The sequence below is a fragment of the Streptosporangium sp. NPDC050284 genome (assembly GCF_044459525.1).
GTDB lineage: Bacteria > Actinomycetota > Actinomycetes > Streptosporangiales > Streptosporangiaceae > Streptosporangium.
This window is the reverse complement of record NZ_JBITIZ010000004.1, coordinates 512060-528401: the sequence shown is the minus strand read 5'-3', so window position 1 is coordinate 528401 and position 16342 is coordinate 512060. Positions and strand designations below refer to the sequence as shown.

Annotated in this window: 14 protein-coding genes and 2 rRNA genes; 13 read left to right on the top strand and 3 right to left on the bottom strand. The window is 68.8% G+C overall.

The genetic code is table 11. From position 1 onward, the window contains the following. From ACIBH4_RS13360 to ACIBH4_RS13345, 4 genes are all read left to right on the top strand, one after another. Positions 1-88: ribosomal RNA gene (locus ACIBH4_RS13360) — 23S ribosomal RNA — on the top strand; the annotation flags it as partial. A gap of 136 nt (positions 89-224) precedes the next feature. Continuing rightward, a 5S ribosomal RNA gene (gene rrf, locus ACIBH4_RS13355) occupies positions 225-341 on the top strand. Positions 342-995: 654 nt separating this feature from the next. Next, positions 996-2537, top strand: a complete 1542-nt coding sequence (locus ACIBH4_RS13350) for a hypothetical protein (RefSeq protein WP_399172055.1) — start codon at positions 996-998, stop codon at positions 2535-2537. Beyond that, positions 2444-3622, top strand: coding sequence for a hypothetical protein (locus ACIBH4_RS13345; protein ID WP_399172053.1), 1179 nt, complete (start codon positions 2444-2446; stop codon positions 3620-3622). The genes ACIBH4_RS13350 and ACIBH4_RS13345 overlap by 94 nt, the downstream gene beginning before the upstream one ends. Positions 3623-3869: 247 nt before the next feature. Here the strand turns inward: ACIBH4_RS13345 and ACIBH4_RS13340 are convergent, their stop codons facing one another. Next, a complete protein-coding gene (locus tag ACIBH4_RS13340) occupies positions 3870-4808 on the bottom strand; it encodes an MBL fold metallo-hydrolase (RefSeq protein ID WP_386198217.1) in 939 nt (312 codons plus the stop codon). Between the two features lie 97 nt (positions 4809-4905). On the opposite strand from ACIBH4_RS13340, the gene ACIBH4_RS13335 reads away from it, so the two are divergent. Beyond that, positions 4906-5358 carry a hypothetical protein gene (locus tag ACIBH4_RS13335; protein WP_362513788.1) on the top strand — a complete coding sequence of 151 codons (453 nt, stop codon included), beginning with the start codon at positions 4906-4908 and terminating at the stop codon, positions 5356-5358. 149 nt (positions 5359-5507) lie between these two features. On the opposite strand, the gene ACIBH4_RS13330 is transcribed toward ACIBH4_RS13335, so the two are convergent. After that, complete coding sequence (locus ACIBH4_RS13330; RefSeq protein WP_362764985.1) at positions 5508-7007, bottom strand: DUF1015 domain-containing protein; 1500 nt, start codon at positions 7005-7007, stop codon at positions 5508-5510. 111 nt (positions 7008-7118) lie between these two features. Here ACIBH4_RS13330 and ACIBH4_RS13325 point away from each other — a divergent pair, with 111 nt between their 5' ends. Both ACIBH4_RS13325 and ACIBH4_RS13320 read left to right on the top strand, forming a co-directional pair. Further along, positions 7119-7550, top strand: coding sequence for a tetratricopeptide repeat protein (locus ACIBH4_RS13325; RefSeq protein ID WP_362513795.1), 432 nt, complete (start codon positions 7119-7121; stop codon positions 7548-7550). Between the two features lie 226 nt (positions 7551-7776). Next, on the top strand, positions 7777-8796 hold the full coding sequence (locus ACIBH4_RS13320; RefSeq protein ID WP_362513798.1) for an HAD-IIA family hydrolase: 1020 nt from the start codon (positions 7777-7779) through the stop codon (positions 8794-8796). Positions 8797-8969: 173 nt separating this feature from the next. On the opposite strand, the gene ACIBH4_RS13315 is transcribed toward ACIBH4_RS13320, so the two are convergent. Continuing rightward, positions 8970-9317, bottom strand: coding sequence for an SCP2 sterol-binding domain-containing protein (locus ACIBH4_RS13315; protein WP_362513801.1), 348 nt, complete (start codon positions 9315-9317; stop codon positions 8970-8972). Positions 9318-9944: 627 nt separating this feature from the next. Between ACIBH4_RS13315 and ACIBH4_RS13310 the strand changes: the two genes are divergently transcribed. The 6 genes from ACIBH4_RS13310 to ACIBH4_RS13285 all read left to right on the top strand — a co-directional run bounded on the left by ACIBH4_RS13310 (position 9945) and on the right by ACIBH4_RS13285 (position 16337). Further along, positions 9945-10283 (top strand): hypothetical protein, encoded by a 339-nt coding sequence (locus ACIBH4_RS13310; protein WP_362513804.1) that lies wholly within the window; start codon positions 9945-9947, stop codon positions 10281-10283. Next, positions 10280-11098, top strand: coding sequence for a TlyA family RNA methyltransferase (locus ACIBH4_RS13305; RefSeq protein ID WP_362513808.1), 819 nt, complete (start codon positions 10280-10282; stop codon positions 11096-11098). Before ACIBH4_RS13310 ends, ACIBH4_RS13305 begins: the two co-directional genes overlap by 4 nt. Positions 11099-11275: 177 nt before the next feature. Beyond that, positions 11276-12181 (top strand): NAD kinase, encoded by a 906-nt coding sequence (locus ACIBH4_RS13300; RefSeq protein WP_362513813.1) that lies wholly within the window; start codon positions 11276-11278, stop codon positions 12179-12181. Positions 12182-12271: 90 nt separating this feature from the next. Continuing rightward, positions 12272-13984 (top strand): DNA repair protein RecN, encoded by a 1713-nt coding sequence (gene recN, locus ACIBH4_RS13295; protein WP_362513816.1) that lies wholly within the window; start codon positions 12272-12274, stop codon positions 13982-13984. A 170-nt stretch (positions 13985-14154) separates the two neighbouring features. Next, the gene (steA, locus tag ACIBH4_RS13290) at positions 14155-15366 is read left to right on the top strand and encodes a putative cytokinetic ring protein SteA (protein ID WP_362513819.1); all 1212 of its coding nucleotides are present in this window, start codon (positions 14155-14157) and stop codon (positions 15364-15366) included. Beyond that, positions 15363-16337, top strand: a complete 975-nt coding sequence (locus ACIBH4_RS13285; RefSeq protein ID WP_362513822.1) for a copper transporter — start codon at positions 15363-15365, stop codon at positions 16335-16337. Before steA ends, ACIBH4_RS13285 begins: the two co-directional genes overlap by 4 nt. Positions 16338-16342: the final 5 nt, after the last annotated feature.

Here is a 16342-nt window from a genome sequence, read left to right as displayed (position 1 = left end):
CCGGTAGACGACCGGGTTGATAGGCTGGAAGTGGAAGCGCAGTAATGTGTGGAGCTGACCAGTACTAATAGGCCGAGGACTTGACCACAAAGCAATGTGCTTGGTCTGTTGCAGCGCTCTGTCCCTTCGCCGGGTCCGGAGCAGCGCCAGGCCAGGGATTGTGCCCGCGTCCACTAGGCAATTCTGAGACAACAAACGGTATGTGTTTGTGTGTTTCATAGGGTTACGGCGGTTATGGCGAAGGGGAAACACCCGGTTACATTCCGAACCCGGAAGTTAAGCTCTTCAGCGCCGATGGTACTGCACCGGGGACGGTGTGGGAGAGTAGGTCACCGCCGGACAATCTTTTACGAAAAGGGCTCCCACCATGTGGTGGGGGCCCTTTCGTGCTTTCACGGCCCCCCTTTTTTTCAAGCGGTGTCTCAGGACCGTCCAAGGGACGCTCGGGGCATTAGAAAGTCGGGGCTCGAGGTTTCGGCGAATGGGCTTCCGCTGAGGGGGCCCTTTTTGCGTTATGGGGAGTCTCAACTAAGCGATCTTCAGCTCCCACGGCAAGGTGCCGGCCGGCAGCTGGGACGACTCCGGGATTCTCTCAAAAGCCATCCGCAAAGGGTCCGTCGCGATGTCCATGATCATTCATGGGTGCAAGGGAAGGGCGTATGGACTTTCAGGGGCTTGCTAGGCTGGAAGGGCCGGGCCACCCCACCAGCGGGTGGCCTTCGTCGCGCCAGACCACGATAGGGCGGGGCAGCGATAGCGAACGGGGCGCACCCCGCGGCCGGAGACCGCCCGGATAGCGAACGTCTCATCCGAACGAGGAGATGGGACGCGCTCGCAGAGTGACCCAACGAATGGACCAGAAGTGAACAGTGACAACGGGCCTGAGGGCGCGGGCCGTCGCGAAGAGAGCGAAAACCGCGGATCCGGTGGCCAGGGAGGCCGCCGCAGCGATCGCGCAGGTGGTGACAGGGGACGTCCGGGTGACGGTCCCCGGTATGGTGAGCGCCGAGAAGGGCGCCCGAGTGGTTCTTACGGCTCTCGTGATCGTGGCGACCGGCCGTCCTACAACCGTGACGACCGCGGTTCCGGTCGTCCTCCGTTCAACCGCGATGATCGCGGTGGTGAGCGCAGGCCGTTCAACCGTGATGACCGTCCAGGCGGTGGCTATCGCGGGGATCGTCCCGCGTTCAACCGCGACGATCGCGGTGGTGGTGGCCGTCCCCCTTTCAACCGCGACGATCGCGGTGGCGAGCGTAGGCCGTTCAACCGTGATGATCGGCCGTCGTCCAGCCGTGATGATCGTGGTGGCGAGCGTCGTTCGTACGGTGACCGTGACCAGTCGCGTGGTCAGTACGGTTCGCGTCCCGATGGTGGTGAGCGCAGGCCGTTCAACCGTGATGACCGTCCGGGCGGTGGCTATCGCGGGGATCGTCCCGCGTTCAACCGCGACGATCGCGGTGGTGGTGGCCGTCCCCCTTTCAACCGCGACGATCGCGGTGGCGAGCGTAGGCCGTTCAACCGTGATGATCGGCCGTCGTCCAGCCGCGATGACCGCGGTGGCGAGCGTCGTTCGTATGGTGATCGTCCTGGTGGTGGGTATCGCGGCGATCGGCCGTCGTCTAACCGCGACACCCGCGGTGGTGACCGTCCTCCGTTCAACCGCGATGACCGCGGTGGCGAGCGTAGGCCGTTCAACCGTGATGATCGGCCGTCGTCCAGCCGTGATGATCGTGGTGGCGAGCGTCGTTCGTACGGTGACCGTGACCAGTCGCGTGGTCAGTACGGTTCGCGTCCCGATGGTGGTGAGCGCAGGCCGTTCAACCGTGATGACCGTCCGGGCGGTGGCTATCGCGGGGATCGTCCCGCGTTCAACCGCGACGATCGCGGTGGTGGTGGCCGTCCCCCCTTCAACCGCGACGATCGCGGTGGTGGCCGTCCTCCGTTCAACCGCGATGACCGCGGTGAGCGCAGGCCGTTCAACCGGGACGACCGGCCGGGGGGTGGGTATCGCGGCGATCGACCGTCGTTCAACCGTGACAGCCGCGGGGGGGATCGTCCTCCGTTCAACCGTGATGATCGGCCGTCGTCCAGCCGTGATGATCGTGGTGGCGAGCGTCGTTCGTACGGTGATCGCGACCAGACTCGTAGCCGCTACGGTTCGCGGCCGGATGGTGAGCGCAAGCCGTTCAACCGTGATGACCGTCCGGGCGGCGGGTATCGCGGGGATCGTCCCGCGTTCAACCGCGACGATCGCGGTGGTGACCGTCCTCCGTTCAACCGCGATGACCGCGGTGAGCGCAGGCCGTTCAACCGGGACGACCGTCCGGGCGGTGGTCGTCCCTTCGGGAACCGCGACCGCGACGGTGAGGGTTCCCGCACTCGCTATGGCCGGGACGACCGGTCCGGGGGGCGCGACGAGGCTCCCAGCGGCCAGCGTGAGGAGTTGCCCGAGCTCGCGCCGGACATCACCGCGGAGGAGCTCGACAAGGAGATCCGCGAAGAGCTGCGTTCTCTTCCGCTCGACCTCGCGGATCTGATCGCCCGTCATCTCGTGGCGGCCGAGAGGGCTCTTGGCGAGGACGACGCGGAGCGGGCCTACGAGCACACGAAGGTCGCACGCCGCTTCGCGGCCAGGATCGGAGTGATCCGTGAGGCCGTCGGTATCGCGGCCTACCGCGCCGGTCACTTCTCCGAGGCGCTCAGCGATCTGCGCGCGGCTCGCCGGATGACAGGTTCCGACTCGTTCCTGCCGATCATGGCGGACTGCGAGCGCGGTCTTGGCCGCCCCGAACGTGCGCTTGACCTGGTCCGTTCCAAGGAGGCCGAGCGGCTCGACCGCGTCGGCAAGATCGAACTCGCCATCGTGGAGTCCGGCGCCCGGAGAGACCTCGGCCAGAACGACGCCGCGGTCATCACCCTCCAGCGCCTTCCCGAGCTGCGTGACACCCGTCCCCAGCCCTGGTCGGCCCGTCTCGCCTTCGCTTACGCCGACGCGCTGTCCGCGGCGGGTCACGAGGGGCCGGCCACGGAGTGGTTCGGCCGGGCGATGACCTTCGACGAGGACGGCGAGACCGACGCGGCCGAGCGTTACGCGGAGCTGACGGGCGCTGTCATCGAGGACATCGAAGAGGACGACATCGAGGACGGGGAAATCTTCGTCGACGGCGACACCCGCGCCAACGATGACGCCGGTGCCGGTGCCGGTGCCGGTGCCGAGGGCGAGGGCGATGACGACGTCGATGTCGACGATGACGCCGACATCGCCGACATCGACGACGTCGCGGCTCTGGACGAGGAGATCGAGGCCGAAGACGATCTCTTTGACGACGACTTCGACGCGAATCCCCCCACTGCCGATGACGCTCCGGACAACGGTTCCACCGACGAAGAGCACTCTGCCGAGAAGAGCTCCCCTGAGAAGGTCTCTTCCGAGGGCGAGGCGGTCGACGCCGAGCGGAAGACGGAGGAGAAGCCGGGCAAGGTGGAGCACGCCGTCGGCCCTGCCTTCATCGAGCCCGACTTCGGCGACATTCTGAGTGACGTCTCCGACGCCGACTCAGATGAGGACGAGGATCCGCGCGAGGACGACGAGCAGGGCCAGGGCAAGGCCGAGAAGAAGTAAGTCCAGGGGACCTTCACCGCATTCCGGGTGGACGAGCTGGGCGCCCGGAATGCGGGAGGTGTCTCCATCGTTCTTAGCGAGGGGAATGCCAGGTTTACCTGGCGGGTGAATCGCTTCCCTGTCACCGTTCCTATGTTTGAAACGGTCAGGGCTTGGCCGTCGCCTACCTCCACAGAGGGAGGCGAGAAGCCGCTCCTTTCGAGGAGCGGAGGAGTCACAACGGCCCCGAGCTTTGCAGGGCACGTTTTCACGGCTGGATTCGATCCAGCCAGTGCAGGATTCCGGCCACGTTGGACGGGGCGCCGCTCAGCAGCTCGAATTGTTCAGCGGTCGCCTCGTCCGCCTTCAAAGCCGCGTAACGGTCGCGGGTGCGCTCTCTGACCATGGCAACGGCGTGATCCAGGTCCATGCCCTCCGTGTGGGCCTGACGGGTCAGGTCGACCCAGACACGAAGCTCCTCGGCGGAGCGTCCCAGGATCTCCTCCACATCCGTGACCGGTCCGTAGTGACTGAAGAGCAGCCTTTGCGGGCCCAGTGCTTTGAACAGGGCGATCGAGTCCAACGCGGTCCGCAGGTCGAAGTCCGGCGGAGGCGTGGCGGGACGCAGGTCGCCCGTCTCAGGGAGGTAGACCCCGGCCGCGTCGCCGACGTAGAGGTCTCCGGTGCCGGAGTCGATGAGTCCGACATGGTGTTTGGCGTGCCCCGGCGAGTAGTGGCTGTTCAGGGTACGCCCGTTGCCGAGGTCGATCGTGTCGGTGTCGTCGAGCGCGCGGATCCGTGAGGCTTCCGTCGGGGAGAGTTCGCCGAACAGGGTGTCGAGCTTGTCGCCCCAGACCATTCGCGCGCTCGCCATCAGCCTGGATGGATCGGCGAGATGACGGGCACCCTTCTCGTGAACCACGATCTCCGCATTCGGGTAGAAACCGGCGATGTCGCCGACCCCGCCCGCGTGATCCAAATGGATGTGCGTGACGACGACCGTGGCGAGATCTCCGGGTCCGACGCCCAGCGAGGTGAGGGCATCACGCACCACGGGAGCGGAGGTGGAGGTACCGGTCTCAACCAGGCAGGGACGGTCTCCGAGGATCAGGTATCCGGCCGTGATGCTGGAGTACCCGGCCATCCTCGTATCGATCTCATAGACGTCCCCACCGAGGGCGGTGATGTTGTCCACAGGCCACCTCATAACTGGAACCGGTATCCACAGAACAGTATTCGGCCATTCCGTCGCAGCTCACATCGTAGAGAGTCGTCCTCGACAGGCAGGATCGAGGGAGGATCGCATGGATCGTAACGAGGTCATTCTCGTGGGCCGCCTACCTGAGGTGGTCCACATCAGGCCGTTGCAGAGCGGAGGCACGCTCGGCACCTGGCGGCTCATCGTCCGGCGGCGACATCGCGGGCGTGGCGCCCGGGTCGACACCATTCCGTGCGCGTCGTTCGAGACCGATGTCATCGAGGCCGTGGCCAGTTGGCTTCCCGATGACATCGTCGAGGTGACGGGTTCGCTGCGTCGGAGATGGTGGGGAAGCGAAGGGGCCAAATCGTCCGGCTACGAGGTCGAAGTGCGTTCGGTGAGACGTCTTGAGCGCAAGGTCATCACGATCCTGGCCTGCGACGAGGAGGCTCCTGCGCCCGTCCCGCCTCGGCCGGTGCGCTCACTCCTGCCTGTGAGAAAGAGGGCCACGGTACGGGGAGGGGGGCCGCGGCTCATCCAGGCGAGGTCGGGTAACTGACGCCCTACCTACTTTCAGGGCATGCCGGATTCCGAAATGTCAGACTGATTTTCCGAGATCTCGGACCGACTTCCAAGACCTGGGAAACGCACGATTTCGGAGTTTCCGAGGGATCCGGCTCTTCTCAGGGTTCCGGCTCCCCTGATTTTTCAGGACCCTGACTTCGCGGAGGGCGGGTTTTCTCCGGAAGGTGTCCGTCCCGAGGGGAGCGTGCGCAGAACCAGACCGGTTCTGGGCTTCGGACCGAAGGAGGTGGACTTGCGAGGCACTCGTTCTCCCTGGGCCGCGACCGCGAGCACCTCGTCGACCGCGAGCGGGCGCAGAAGCACCGCGGTTCCACCGGATGTCCGCGCGAGCCGTACGGCGGCCTCAGGGTCGTGGTGGACGACGCGCACCGACTGTTCGTCGTCCCGCATCCCCCACACCTTCGGCAGAAGGAACTCCGCGAGAATAGAGGTGTTCAGCGCCCGCCACCTGGCCGAGTGCTCGGACGGCATGGCGTGTTCGAGCTGGTCGGGGTCGGGGTCGGTGAGAAGGTGGGTGGGCCCGCCGGCGGACAACAGGTAGGCCGGTCCGCTGGTCTCCTCCAGCGCGGCCAGACCTTCGGCCAGGTCCGCGTGGTCGTGCACCTGCCACGAGCCCCTCGCCTTGGCCACCGCCTCCTCAAGCGGCAGTTCGGGAATGACCCGGTGGATGGCCTTCAGATCCGGTGGGTAGGCGCTGGAGTCCACCAGGAGCGCGAGACCGAAATCCCACGGACCGGGCTCCGGGGGACTCATCGGGATCACCACTTTCGTGGACTCCACCGGGCTCCCCGGGGCTGCGGCTTCCGCGGGTTCCTCAGGACTCGCGGCTTCCACCGACTCCACGGGGGTGACGCCCGCCATGGGCGTCATCGATTCCACGGCTGTCGTGGGTTCCATGGACGTGGTTGTCGCGGCGTCACTCGTGACGGAGGCGCGGTGTTCCCGCTGGAGCGCGAGGTAGGTGGCGTAGCGGTGGTGCCCGTCGGCGATGAGGGCCTGGCGGGGGCGGAGGTCGGCATCGATGGAGGCGAGCTCGCCGGTGTCGGTGACGGCCCACAGCCGATGCCTGACCCCGTCCTCGGTCTCCGTCTCCGCCAGAGGGGGCCGGGACGCGGCGATGCGGTCGACGAGGTGTGTGGTGGCGCCGCCCGAACCGTCGTAGAGCAGGAAGATGGGTTCCAGGTTGGCCTGCGTGGTGCGCATCAGCGCGAGCCGATCGGCGACCGGTCCGGGCATCACGTTCTCGTGAGGAAGGATGATGCCCAGCTCCGGACCGGCCAGGCCCACGTCGCCGATGATCCCGCGCTGCAGGATGCCAGGACCCGACTGCTCGTAGACGTAGACCGCGGGTGTCTCGTCGGCGGTCAGCACCCCGTAGGAGAGCCACTGGTGAAGCGTCTCCCGCGCCTCGGCGTATTTGTGATGGTCGGTGCCGGGAAGGATCAAACGCACCACATTGTTGGGGTGAAGGTCGAGCAGCTTCCGCACCTCGGCCTCGTCGATGAGGTCGTACGGCGGCGAGGTGACTCCGGCCAGATCGTCGACCGTGAACCGCACGCCGTGAAACGGGCGCAGCACCAGCCCGCCGGGTATCGGCAGTTCAGGATTCGCCATAGAGGGCATGCTGCCATAAAGGCCTGAAACGGCCGGGGGCCGCTTCGAGTCTGCGATGGTGCCTGGTCCGTCAGGGAATCGGCCAGATCTGTCGTCTGTCGATGAAGGAGGCCTCACACAATGGTCCAAGGACGTGGCGGTCCGTCTGATTCCCCCAGCCCCGAGACGGGCGCTCCGGCCGGGGACGTCTACGAATGGTTCCAACGAGGGACGAAGCTGCTGGCCGAGGGCAGTCCGGCGGCGGCGGTCGCGCTGCTGGAGCGGGCGGCCGACGCGGAGCCGGAGTCGCGGAGCATCCGGGAGGCCCTCGCCCGAGCGCAGTTCAACTCCCGGCAGTACGCCGACGCCGTCGACAGCTTTCGATGGATCATCGACGCCAATCCGGCTGAGGACTACGCGTATTTCGGTCTTGGGCTCGCCCTGTGGCGCACCGGGGACATGGAAGGGGCTCAGGAGCCACTGGCGATCGCCGTCGCGATGCGGCCCGACCTGCGGCACTATGTTTCCGCGCTGAAAAGTGTTCGCGCCACGTTGCGCGCCCGCAGGATGTGATCTGGACGAGTTCGCCGCTGTGATCCCGAACGCCCGCAGGATGTGATCGGTGCCGACCTTGCCGGCGTGATCGGTACCTGCCGCCGGCGCGACCGGTGGGTGCCCTGCCGATACGCCCCGAGAATGCTCGCCCGGTTGATCCGTGTGGGTTCGCAGGACGTGATCCAGGCGGTTCCGCCGCATGGGAGCGGTGCGGGCGATGGAACGTGGGTGATGAAATGGGTCGGTGGACACGAATACACTGATCGACCCGTATGACACCCTTCTCCTTGACCTTGACGGGGTGGTGTACCTCGGGCGCAACGCCGTACCGGCGGCCCCGGAGTCCCTGCGCCGGGCGGCGGAGCGTGGTGTACGTCTCGCCTACGTCACCAACAACGCCTCACGCACCCCCGCGGCCATCGCCCAGCACCTGCGCGCGCTGGGCGCCCCAGCGGAACCCGAGGACGTCGTGACCTCCGCCCAGGCCGCCGCGCGGGTCGTGGCCGAGCGGGTCGAACCGGGCGCCGCGGTGCTGGTGGTCGGTGGGATGGGGCTGCGCTCCGCACTGCGCGTCCACGGACTGCGCCCGGTCAGCACCGCCCTGGAGGGTCCGGTCGCGGTCGTCCAGGGCATCGCTCCCGATCTCTCCTACGGCCTGTTGGCCGAGGGTACGCTCGCGGTGAGAGGGGGAGCCCTCTTCGTTGCCGCGAACGCCGACTCGACCATGCCGACGGGCAGGGGGGAGCTTCCCGGCAACGGCTCGATGGTCAGGGTCATCGCCACGGCGACCGGGGTGGAGCCGATCGTCGCGGGAAAGCCCGAGCCGCCCCTGCACCGCGAGTCGATGCTCCGTACCGGATCGCAGCGGCCTCTGGTGGTCGGTGACCGGCTCGACACCGACATCGAGGGAGCGACCAACGCGGGAGTGGACAGCCTGCTGGTCCTGACGGGGGTGGCGGGCCCGCTCGACATGCTGACCGCCGCTCCCCGGCACCGGCCCACCTACGTCGCCGCTGATCTGTCCGACCTGCACCGGCCCTACCCCGAGGTGCGGAGGATCGCAGACGGGTGGGCCTGCGAGGGGTGGAAGGCCCGCTGGGAGGAGGGCGCGCTCACCCTCGAAGGCGGGGGTGAGTCGCTTGACGGGCTCCGCGCGGCTTCCGCGGCGACCTGGGAGGCCGTGGGCGAGGGGCGGGCGGACGAGGACGCGGTGAAGGCGGCACTCGACTCCGCGCTCTCGCCGCGGGCCTCGCGCTCCGGCTGAGACGGCCGCTCGGCCCCGGGCCTCAACGGCCGCCCAGCCCTCGTCATCCCCCCTCGTCGCGACCTCACGTGCTTCCGCCTGATGCCGCGCCCAGGCCGGGAGGCCGGTGCCGAGCGGGCCGTCGCCCCCCGTGACCCTCTCCGCCCGTGTGATCCCGCCCTCGGGCGGGATCCTCAAAGGAGCTTGCGCAGGCGAAGAAGGTCACCGAAGCTGGCGTCGACCTTGATCCGGCCGCCGAAAACGGCCCGTCCCATGTCGAGGTCCCCGTTGACCAGCGAGATGAGATCATCGCTGCCGATGGTCAGTTTCACCTCGGCCTGTCTGCGGTCGTCCGAGGAAAGATCCTCGAAGGGGCCGAGGCCGCCGTGGTGGATGTGGCCGTAGAAGGTGACGCCGAGATCCTTGATGTGGCAGCTGATACTGCGTTCGACCACGTGCTTGTCGCGGCTCTCCCGGTCAACCTCGTCGAACTGCTCGCCGAGTTTGCGCAGTGCCACCCGGCACTCGTCGACGGTCGCCATCGCGTGGCGCTCCCTTCTCTTCTCCCTGACCGATCCGAATCCCTTTCAGGTACGGACGGTAGCGTTCCACATGAGTACGGCATGCAATCCGGCGCGGGGGCACCGGAGAAAGAGGCTTCCGCAATGGCGTTCAAAACATCGCAGGGTTATGCGCCGACGGTCGCCGACCTTAATGGGATGACAACGATCGAGGTTCCCGCGATAGTTCGCGGTTTACCCATCTTTGGAAGATCTCTCCCTTCCTCGCCCGCGCTGGACCGACCTGTGTGGATCGGCCGCTGCGGATCCCCCCGTGTCTGTGTGGATCGGCCGCTGCGAATGCCCCGCGTCTGTGCGGATCGGCCCTCGCGGCCCCCCTGCGTTTGAGGGGAAGACGGGGGCCGGATTCATGGCGTGGGGAGAGCCTGTCGAGGAGGGGAACCCGCGTATGGGCGGAGGAAAGCCGGAAAGGCGGGAAAGCCCGCCAAGGCGACGAGGGGCGCGGCTTCCGATACGGTCGGGGAATCCACGGGCGCGGCGCCGGTGAGCGTCGTGCTCGTACGGTGGAAGCCGCATTCGTACGGCGGCAAGGGCCGCGAAGACGACCATGACGGCCGAAGCGGCCAGGAGCGGTTCCGGAGGGGGCGCATGACGGACCTGCTGGAGGAGACGGGCGACGAGCGGGCGGACGCCGCGCTGGGCGGGCTCACCCGTCTCGGCGCTCTGCCCGTCTCCGCGCACGCGGACGTCTTCGAGGAGGTGTTCACCGGACTGGAGCAGGCGCTCGCCGCGGTGAACGGTACCTCGGGGCGGGAGTCCGCCTCGCAGGACAGCCCTTCGGAGCGGGCCACCGTCCCGGCGCACGGTGCCCCGGAGCGGGAACCGACCTCACCGGGTGGTGTGCCAAGGCCGGGACCGGCCCTGGCACACGCTCTTCCCTGGCAGGGGCGCGCCTCGGTGGACGGCACCCGGGACCGGTGCCCGTGAGCCGGCGGACACGCCTCGACAGCGAGCTCGTCCGCCGGAAGCTGGCGCGATCCCGCGAGCAGGCGGCCCATCTCATCGAGGCAGGCCGGGTCAGCGTCGGCGGCCAGGTGGCGGCTAAGGCCGCGACCCAGGTCGACACGGCCTCGGCGATCGTGGTCGCGGAGGCGGCCGAGGGACCAGACTATGTCTCGCGGGGCGCGCACAAGCTCCTCGGCGCGCTGGAGGCCTTCGGTCCCCTCGGCCTCACCGTGGAGGGACGCCGTTGCCTGGACGCGGGAGCCTCGACCGGGGGTTTCACCGACGTACTGCTACGGGCGGGAGCGGCCCACGTCCTGGCCGTCGACGTCGGGTACGGCCAGCTCGCGTGGTCGCTGCGGACCGACGACAGGGTCACGGTCATGGAGCGGGTCAACGTCAGGGATCTGAAACCCGACATGCTCGGCGAGGCACCCACGCTGATCGTCGGTGACCTCTCCTTCATCTCCCTGCGCCTGGTGCTGCCGGCCCTCGCCCTGTGCGCCGCGGAACGGGCCGACTTCGCGATGCTGGTCAAACCCCAGTTCGAGGTCGGCAGGGAGCGGGTCGGCGCCGGAGGGGTCGTCCGTGATCCGGAGCTTCGCGCCGGGGCGGTAAGGGGCGTGGCCGAAGCCGCGCGAACGCTCGGCCTGACCGTTCGAGGGGTCACCGCGAGCCCTCTGCCGGGCCCGTCCGGCAACGTCGAGTACGTCATCTGGCTGGGCAAGGGAGAGGGCGCTCCGCCGGTCCCCGACCTTGACGCGGAGATCGATCGAGCGGTGGCGGAAGGCCCCCGGTAGCCGCGCTCCTCAGCCCTCCGGCTCCCAGCCTTTCAGAACCCGGCCTCGGCCCTCCAGACCTCCACCACTCGGAAACCTCCTGGCCATCCAGACCTCAACTCCCAAATCCTCTGCCACCCAGACCTCAGCTTCCTCCCCCCGCCCCGGGGCGAGGATCTCCACGTTCAAGGAGAGTCGATGACTGCCAAGCGCACCGTGCTGGTCACCGCGCACACCGGGCGGACGGCGGCCGTCGACAGCGCCCGGATGGTGATCCAGCGGCTCGTGGACGCCGGGCTGACCGTGCGGGTCCTCAGCGTCGAGGCCGAGGAGATCGCCTGCGCGGGGACCGACGTGGTACCCGCGGGTCCGGCGGCGGTCGACGCCGTCGAGATGATGATCGTGCTGGGTGGCGACGGCAGCCTCCTGCGGGCGGCCGAGCTCGCCCGCCCGGCGGGAGTGCCGCTGCTGGGGGTGAACCTCGGCCACGTGGGCTTCCTGGCGGAGGCCGAGGTGGAGGACCTGGCGGAGGCGGTCGACAGCGTGGTGGACGGCCGTTACGACGTCGAGGAGCGGATGACCATCGAGGTCACCGCCCGCCTCAACGGCAAGCTGCTCGCCGACAGCTGGGCGCTGAACGAGGTCACCGTCGAGAAGAGCGAGCGGATGCTCGAGGTGGTCGCCGAGATCGACGGGCGCCCGCTGTCACGCTGGGGGTGCGACGGGGTGATCTGTGCCACGCCGACCGGTTCGACCGCGTACGCCTTCTCCGCCGGAGGCCCGGTCGTGTGGCCGGAGGTGGAGGCGCTGCTGCTCGTGCCGATCAGCGCCCACGCCCTGTTCGCCAGGCCCCTGGTCGTCTCTCCCCGCTCCAAGCTGGCACTGGAGGTCCAGCCGGAGACGGCGGGCGCGGTGCTGTGGTGCGACGGCCGCCGCAGGTTCGACCTGCCGGCCGGTGCGAGGGTGGAACTGCGGCGGGCGGAGCTACCGGTACGGCTGGCGCGGTTGCACGGTCTGGAGGACACCGGGGCGCCGTTCACCGACAGGCTGGTCGCGAAGTTCGATCTCCCCGTACAGGGGTGGCGGGGTCGCGTGAGGCCCTAGTTCGTCCGGGCGGGCGACGCCTCAAGCGCGTAGGATCGTGCCCTCGCACCGCACTGATGTTCGGTGAATTCGATGTGACGGGAGGGACCAGTGCGACCTGGAGTCGAGGAGGTCCGTATCCAGGGGCTCGGCGTGATCGATGAGGCCGTCCTGGAGCTGGCGCCGGGATTCACCGTGGTCACGGGCGAGACGGGCGCGGGTAAGACCATGGTGGTGACCGGCCTGGGGCTGCTGTTCGGTGGCCGTGCCGACCCCGCCCGCGTCCGTCCAGGCTCCGGCAAGACGACCATCGAGGGCACGCTGATCGTCGACCCCGCCGGGCGGGTCGCCCAGCAGGTGCAGGACGTGGGAGGCGTGGTCGAGGACGGCGAGCTGATCATCTCGCGCACGGTCTCCGTCGAGGGGCGCAGCCGCGCCTGGCTGGGCGGGCGGACGGTTCCCGTCGGCACGCTCACCTACCTGGCCGAGGACCTCGTCGCCGTGCACGGCCAGATGGACCAGCAGCGGCTGCTGCAGCCGGGCCGTCAGCGGGCCGCCCTCGACCGCTACGCCGGTGAGGAACTGGTCAAGCCGCTGCGTGCCTACGAGCAGGCGTACAAGCGGCACAGGGAGACCGCGGAGAGGCTGGCCGAGCTGACCACCAAGGCGAGGGAGCGTGCCCAGGAGGCCGACCAGCTCAGGTTCGGGCTCGGCGAGGTGGAGAAGGCCGACCCCAAGCCCGGCGAGGAGATCGAGCTGCGCGAGGAGGAGGAGCGGCTCTCCCACGCGGACTCCCTCAGGAGCGCCGCGGAGACGGCGCACCGGGCGCTGCTCGGCGATCCGATGTCGGGTGAGCAGGCCATGCCGGACGCCATCGCGCTGGTCGGCGAGGCCCGCGGGGCCATCGAGGCGGTGCGCGACTTCGACCCCTCGCTCGCCGGGATCGCCGACCGGCTCGCGGAGGCGGGCTATCTGATCTCCGACGTCGCCACCGAGCTGGCCGCGTACGCCGAGTCGGTCGACGCCGACCCGGGCAGGCTCGCGGTGGTGCAGGAGCGACGGGCCGCGCTCATCCACGTCATCCGCAGATACGGCCAGGACACCGCGGAGGTGCTCGCCTGGGCCGCCCGGGCCGCCGCCCGGGTGGCGGAGCTCGACGGTGACGACGACCGCATCGGCGAGCTCACCCGCGAGCACGAGGAGCTCACCGCGCGCCTCACCGAGCTGGCCGCCGAGCTGACCCGGGTCAGGACGGCGACCGCGGAGCGGTTCGGGCAGGCCGTGACCGAGGAGCTCACCGCGCTGGCCATGCCGCACGCCAGGGTCGCGGTCACGATCACCGCCGCCTCCGAATTCGGCCCGCACGGCGTCGACGAGGTCGAGCTGCGCATGGCGCCGCACCCGGCCTCGCCGCTCCTGCCGCTGAACAAGGGCGCCTCCGGCGGTGAGCTGAGCCGGGTGATGCTCGCCATCGAGGTGGTCTTCGCCGGCGCCGACCCGGTTCCGACGTTCGTCTTCGACGAGGTCGACGCGGGCGTGGGCGGCAAGGCCGCGGTGGAGATCGGCCGCAGGCTGGCACGGCTGGCCCGCACCTCCCAGGTGATCGTCGTCACTCACCTCCCGCAGGTCGCGGCCTTCGCCGACCAGCATCTCGTCGTGGAGAAGGCCGACGACGGGAGCGTGGTGCGCAGCGGCGTGATCGCCCTCGACAAGGACGGCCGGGCGAGGGAGCTCTCCCGCATGCTCGCCGGGCTTGAGGACTCCGAGCTGGGCCGCGCGCACGCGCAGGAGCTCCTCTCGATCGCCGCCGCCGACAAGGCGTGACCCGAAACAGGCCGAACACGCCGGATTCGAGAAGCGAGGCAGTACGTGAGGGATTGAAGGAGTAATCCTCGCGTTCCAGGGGAGCAGGTCTCAGGAGTATCGGGTGACGTATCTAACACGCTGCCGCCTGTTTGGCTCTCCCGGTCGTTCACTCTGGCAGGATGGGCGTGATGAAGGTGCCGACTGAAGAGCTTCAAGACAGGCTCGCAAGGTACCTCCGCCGCAGGAAGGTCACGGACCTTCCCGGGGTGACGGCAGTGGCGAGAATCGATCGGCGGACCAAGAGGCTGACCAAGCGCCTCAGGGCCGGGGAAATCGCGATTATCGATCACGTTGACGTTGACCGGGTGAGCGCGGAGGCTCTTGTCGCGTGCGGTGCGGCGGGTGTCGTCAACATCGCCTCCGGCATCAGCGGCCGCTACCCCAACCTCGGCCCGCAGATCATCGTCGAGGCCGGGGTGCCGTTCGTCGACAACGCCACCCCCGAGCTGTTCGAGCGGATCAAGGACGGTGACCTGGTCAGGTTGCACGAGGGCGTCCTTCACCTCGACGACGAGGTGGTCGGCAAGGGCGATGTGCAGACGGCCGAGTCCATCGAGGCCGCGATGAGCGAGGCCCGTGCAGGGCTGACGGTGCAGATCGAGGCGTTCGCGGCCAACACCATGGAGTACGTCCGCCGCGAGCGCGACCTCCTCATCGACGGGATCGGCGTTCCCGACGTCCGGACCGTGATGGAGGGCAGGCACGTCCTCATCGTGGTGCGCGGTTACCACTACAAGGAGGACATCGCCGCCCTCCGCCCCTACATCCGCGAATACCGCCCGATCATGATCGGGGTGGACGGCGGCGCCGACGCGCTGCTGGAGGCCGGCTACCTGCCCGACATCATCGTCGGCGACTTCGACTCCGTCTCCACCAAGGCGCTCACCACCGGTGCCGAGCTGGTCGTGCACGCCTACCGCGACGGCAGGGCGCCCGGACTGGAGCGGGTCCAGCAGCTGGGCCGCACCGCGGTGCTCTTCCCGGCGATCGGCACCAGCGAGGACATCGCGATGCTGCTCGCCGACGACAAGGGCGCCGATCTCATCGTCGCCGTCGGCACTCACGCGACCCTGGTGGAGTTTCTCGACAAGGGCCGCTCCGGCATGGCCAGCACCTTCCTCACCCGCCTGCGGGTGGGCAGCAAGCTCGTCGACGCGAAAGGCGTCAGCCGGCTCTATCGCAGCCGGATCTCCACACCGTCCCTGCTCCTGCTCGTCGCCACCACGCTGATCACCATGGGAGTGGCGATCGTCGTCTCCCCGGTGGGCAAGATCTGGCTGGACAGCGTCCGCGACGTCTGGAGTGGCTTCATCTTCTGGCTGGTCGGACTCTTCTCGTGATCGATTTCCGCTATCACCTCGTCTCCATCGTCGCGATCTTCCTCGCGTTGTCGGTCGGGATCGTGCTCGGCACCACCCTGCTCGAAGATCCCGTCATCAAGGCGAGCGAGTCGCTGGCCAACCAGCTTCGCGAGGGCAACAACGAGCTTCGCGACCAGGTGGACGCCCTGCAGAAGCGCGAGGCCGCCAACGACGCCTTCGTGACCGGCGGCACCGCCCGGATGGTCCAGGACGCGCTCGTCGGCAGGAGCGTCGTGATCGTCGAGGCCCCGGGCAGCACCGCGAGCGTGCGCGAGGCGGCGCAGCAGGTGATCGAGGAGGCCGGGGGGAGCGTGACCGGCCGGATCACTCTCACCGAGCGATACACCGACCCCGCCCAGGCGGGCTTCGTCGACAAGCTGGCCGTCGGGGCCAAGGCCGCCGAGACCGTCTTCTCCGTCGAGGACACGGCGCACGACAAGGCGGCGGAGGTGCTCGCCGGCGCGATCCTGACCAGTGACTCCAGCCAGGTGGGCAAGGAGCACCCGTCCGGAGCCGGCATCCTCGACGCGTTCCAGCGTGCCGGTCTGCTCACCGTCACCGGCGAGCCCGCCAGGCGCGCGGAGACGGCCCTGATGATCGCCCCGGCGGAGGCGTACGCGGGGGAGACCGCGAGTGCGCAGGCGGGCACGCTCGTGACGCTGGCGCTCGGCCTCGACGACGCGGGCCAGGGCACCGTGCTGGCCGGCACGCAGACCTCCGTCGCGCCCGGCGGGGTGATCGCCGCGCTCCGCGAGGACGCGGCCTTCACGGAGAAGGTCTCCAGCGTCGACACCGCCGATATGCCCGCGGGACGGGTCGTGGTGGTCTACGCTCTCCGAGAGCAACTCACCGGGCTGGCCGGCCAGTACGGCATCGGCTCCGGTGTCTCCGGCATCGAGCCCAGCGCGACGCCGACCCCCACGGTCCCCACGGCCACCTCCGGAGGATGATCCGA

What these genes read in the sequence shown, in the direction of transcription:
- ACIBH4_RS13350 (WP_399172055.1), top strand. Translation starts at nt 996, where the DNA reads ATGGTGAGCGCCGAGAAGGGCGCCCGAGTGGTTCTTACGGCTCTCGTG.
- ACIBH4_RS13340 (WP_386198217.1), bottom strand. Translation starts at nt 4,808, where the DNA reads ATGAGGTGGCCTGTGGACAACATCACCGCCCTCGGTGGGGACGTCTAT.
- ACIBH4_RS13335 (WP_362513788.1), top strand. Translation starts at nt 4,906, where the DNA reads ATGGATCGTAACGAGGTCATTCTCGTGGGCCGCCTACCTGAGGTGGTC.
- ACIBH4_RS13330 (WP_362764985.1), bottom strand. Translation starts at nt 7,007, where the DNA reads ATGCCCTCTATGGCGAATCCTGAACTGCCGATACCCGGCGGGCTGGTG.
- ACIBH4_RS13325 (WP_362513795.1), top strand. Translation starts at nt 7,119, where the DNA reads ATGGTCCAAGGACGTGGCGGTCCGTCTGATTCCCCCAGCCCCGAGACG.
- ACIBH4_RS13315 (WP_362513801.1), bottom strand. Translation starts at nt 9,317, where the DNA reads ATGGCGACCGTCGACGAGTGCCGGGTGGCACTGCGCAAACTCGGCGAG.
- ACIBH4_RS13310 (WP_362513804.1), top strand. Translation starts at nt 9,945, where the DNA reads ATGACGGACCTGCTGGAGGAGACGGGCGACGAGCGGGCGGACGCCGCG.
- ACIBH4_RS13300 (WP_362513813.1), top strand. Translation starts at nt 11,276, where the DNA reads ATGACTGCCAAGCGCACCGTGCTGGTCACCGCGCACACCGGGCGGACG.
- steA (WP_362513819.1), top strand. Translation starts at nt 14,155, where the DNA reads ATGAAGGTGCCGACTGAAGAGCTTCAAGACAGGCTCGCAAGGTACCTC.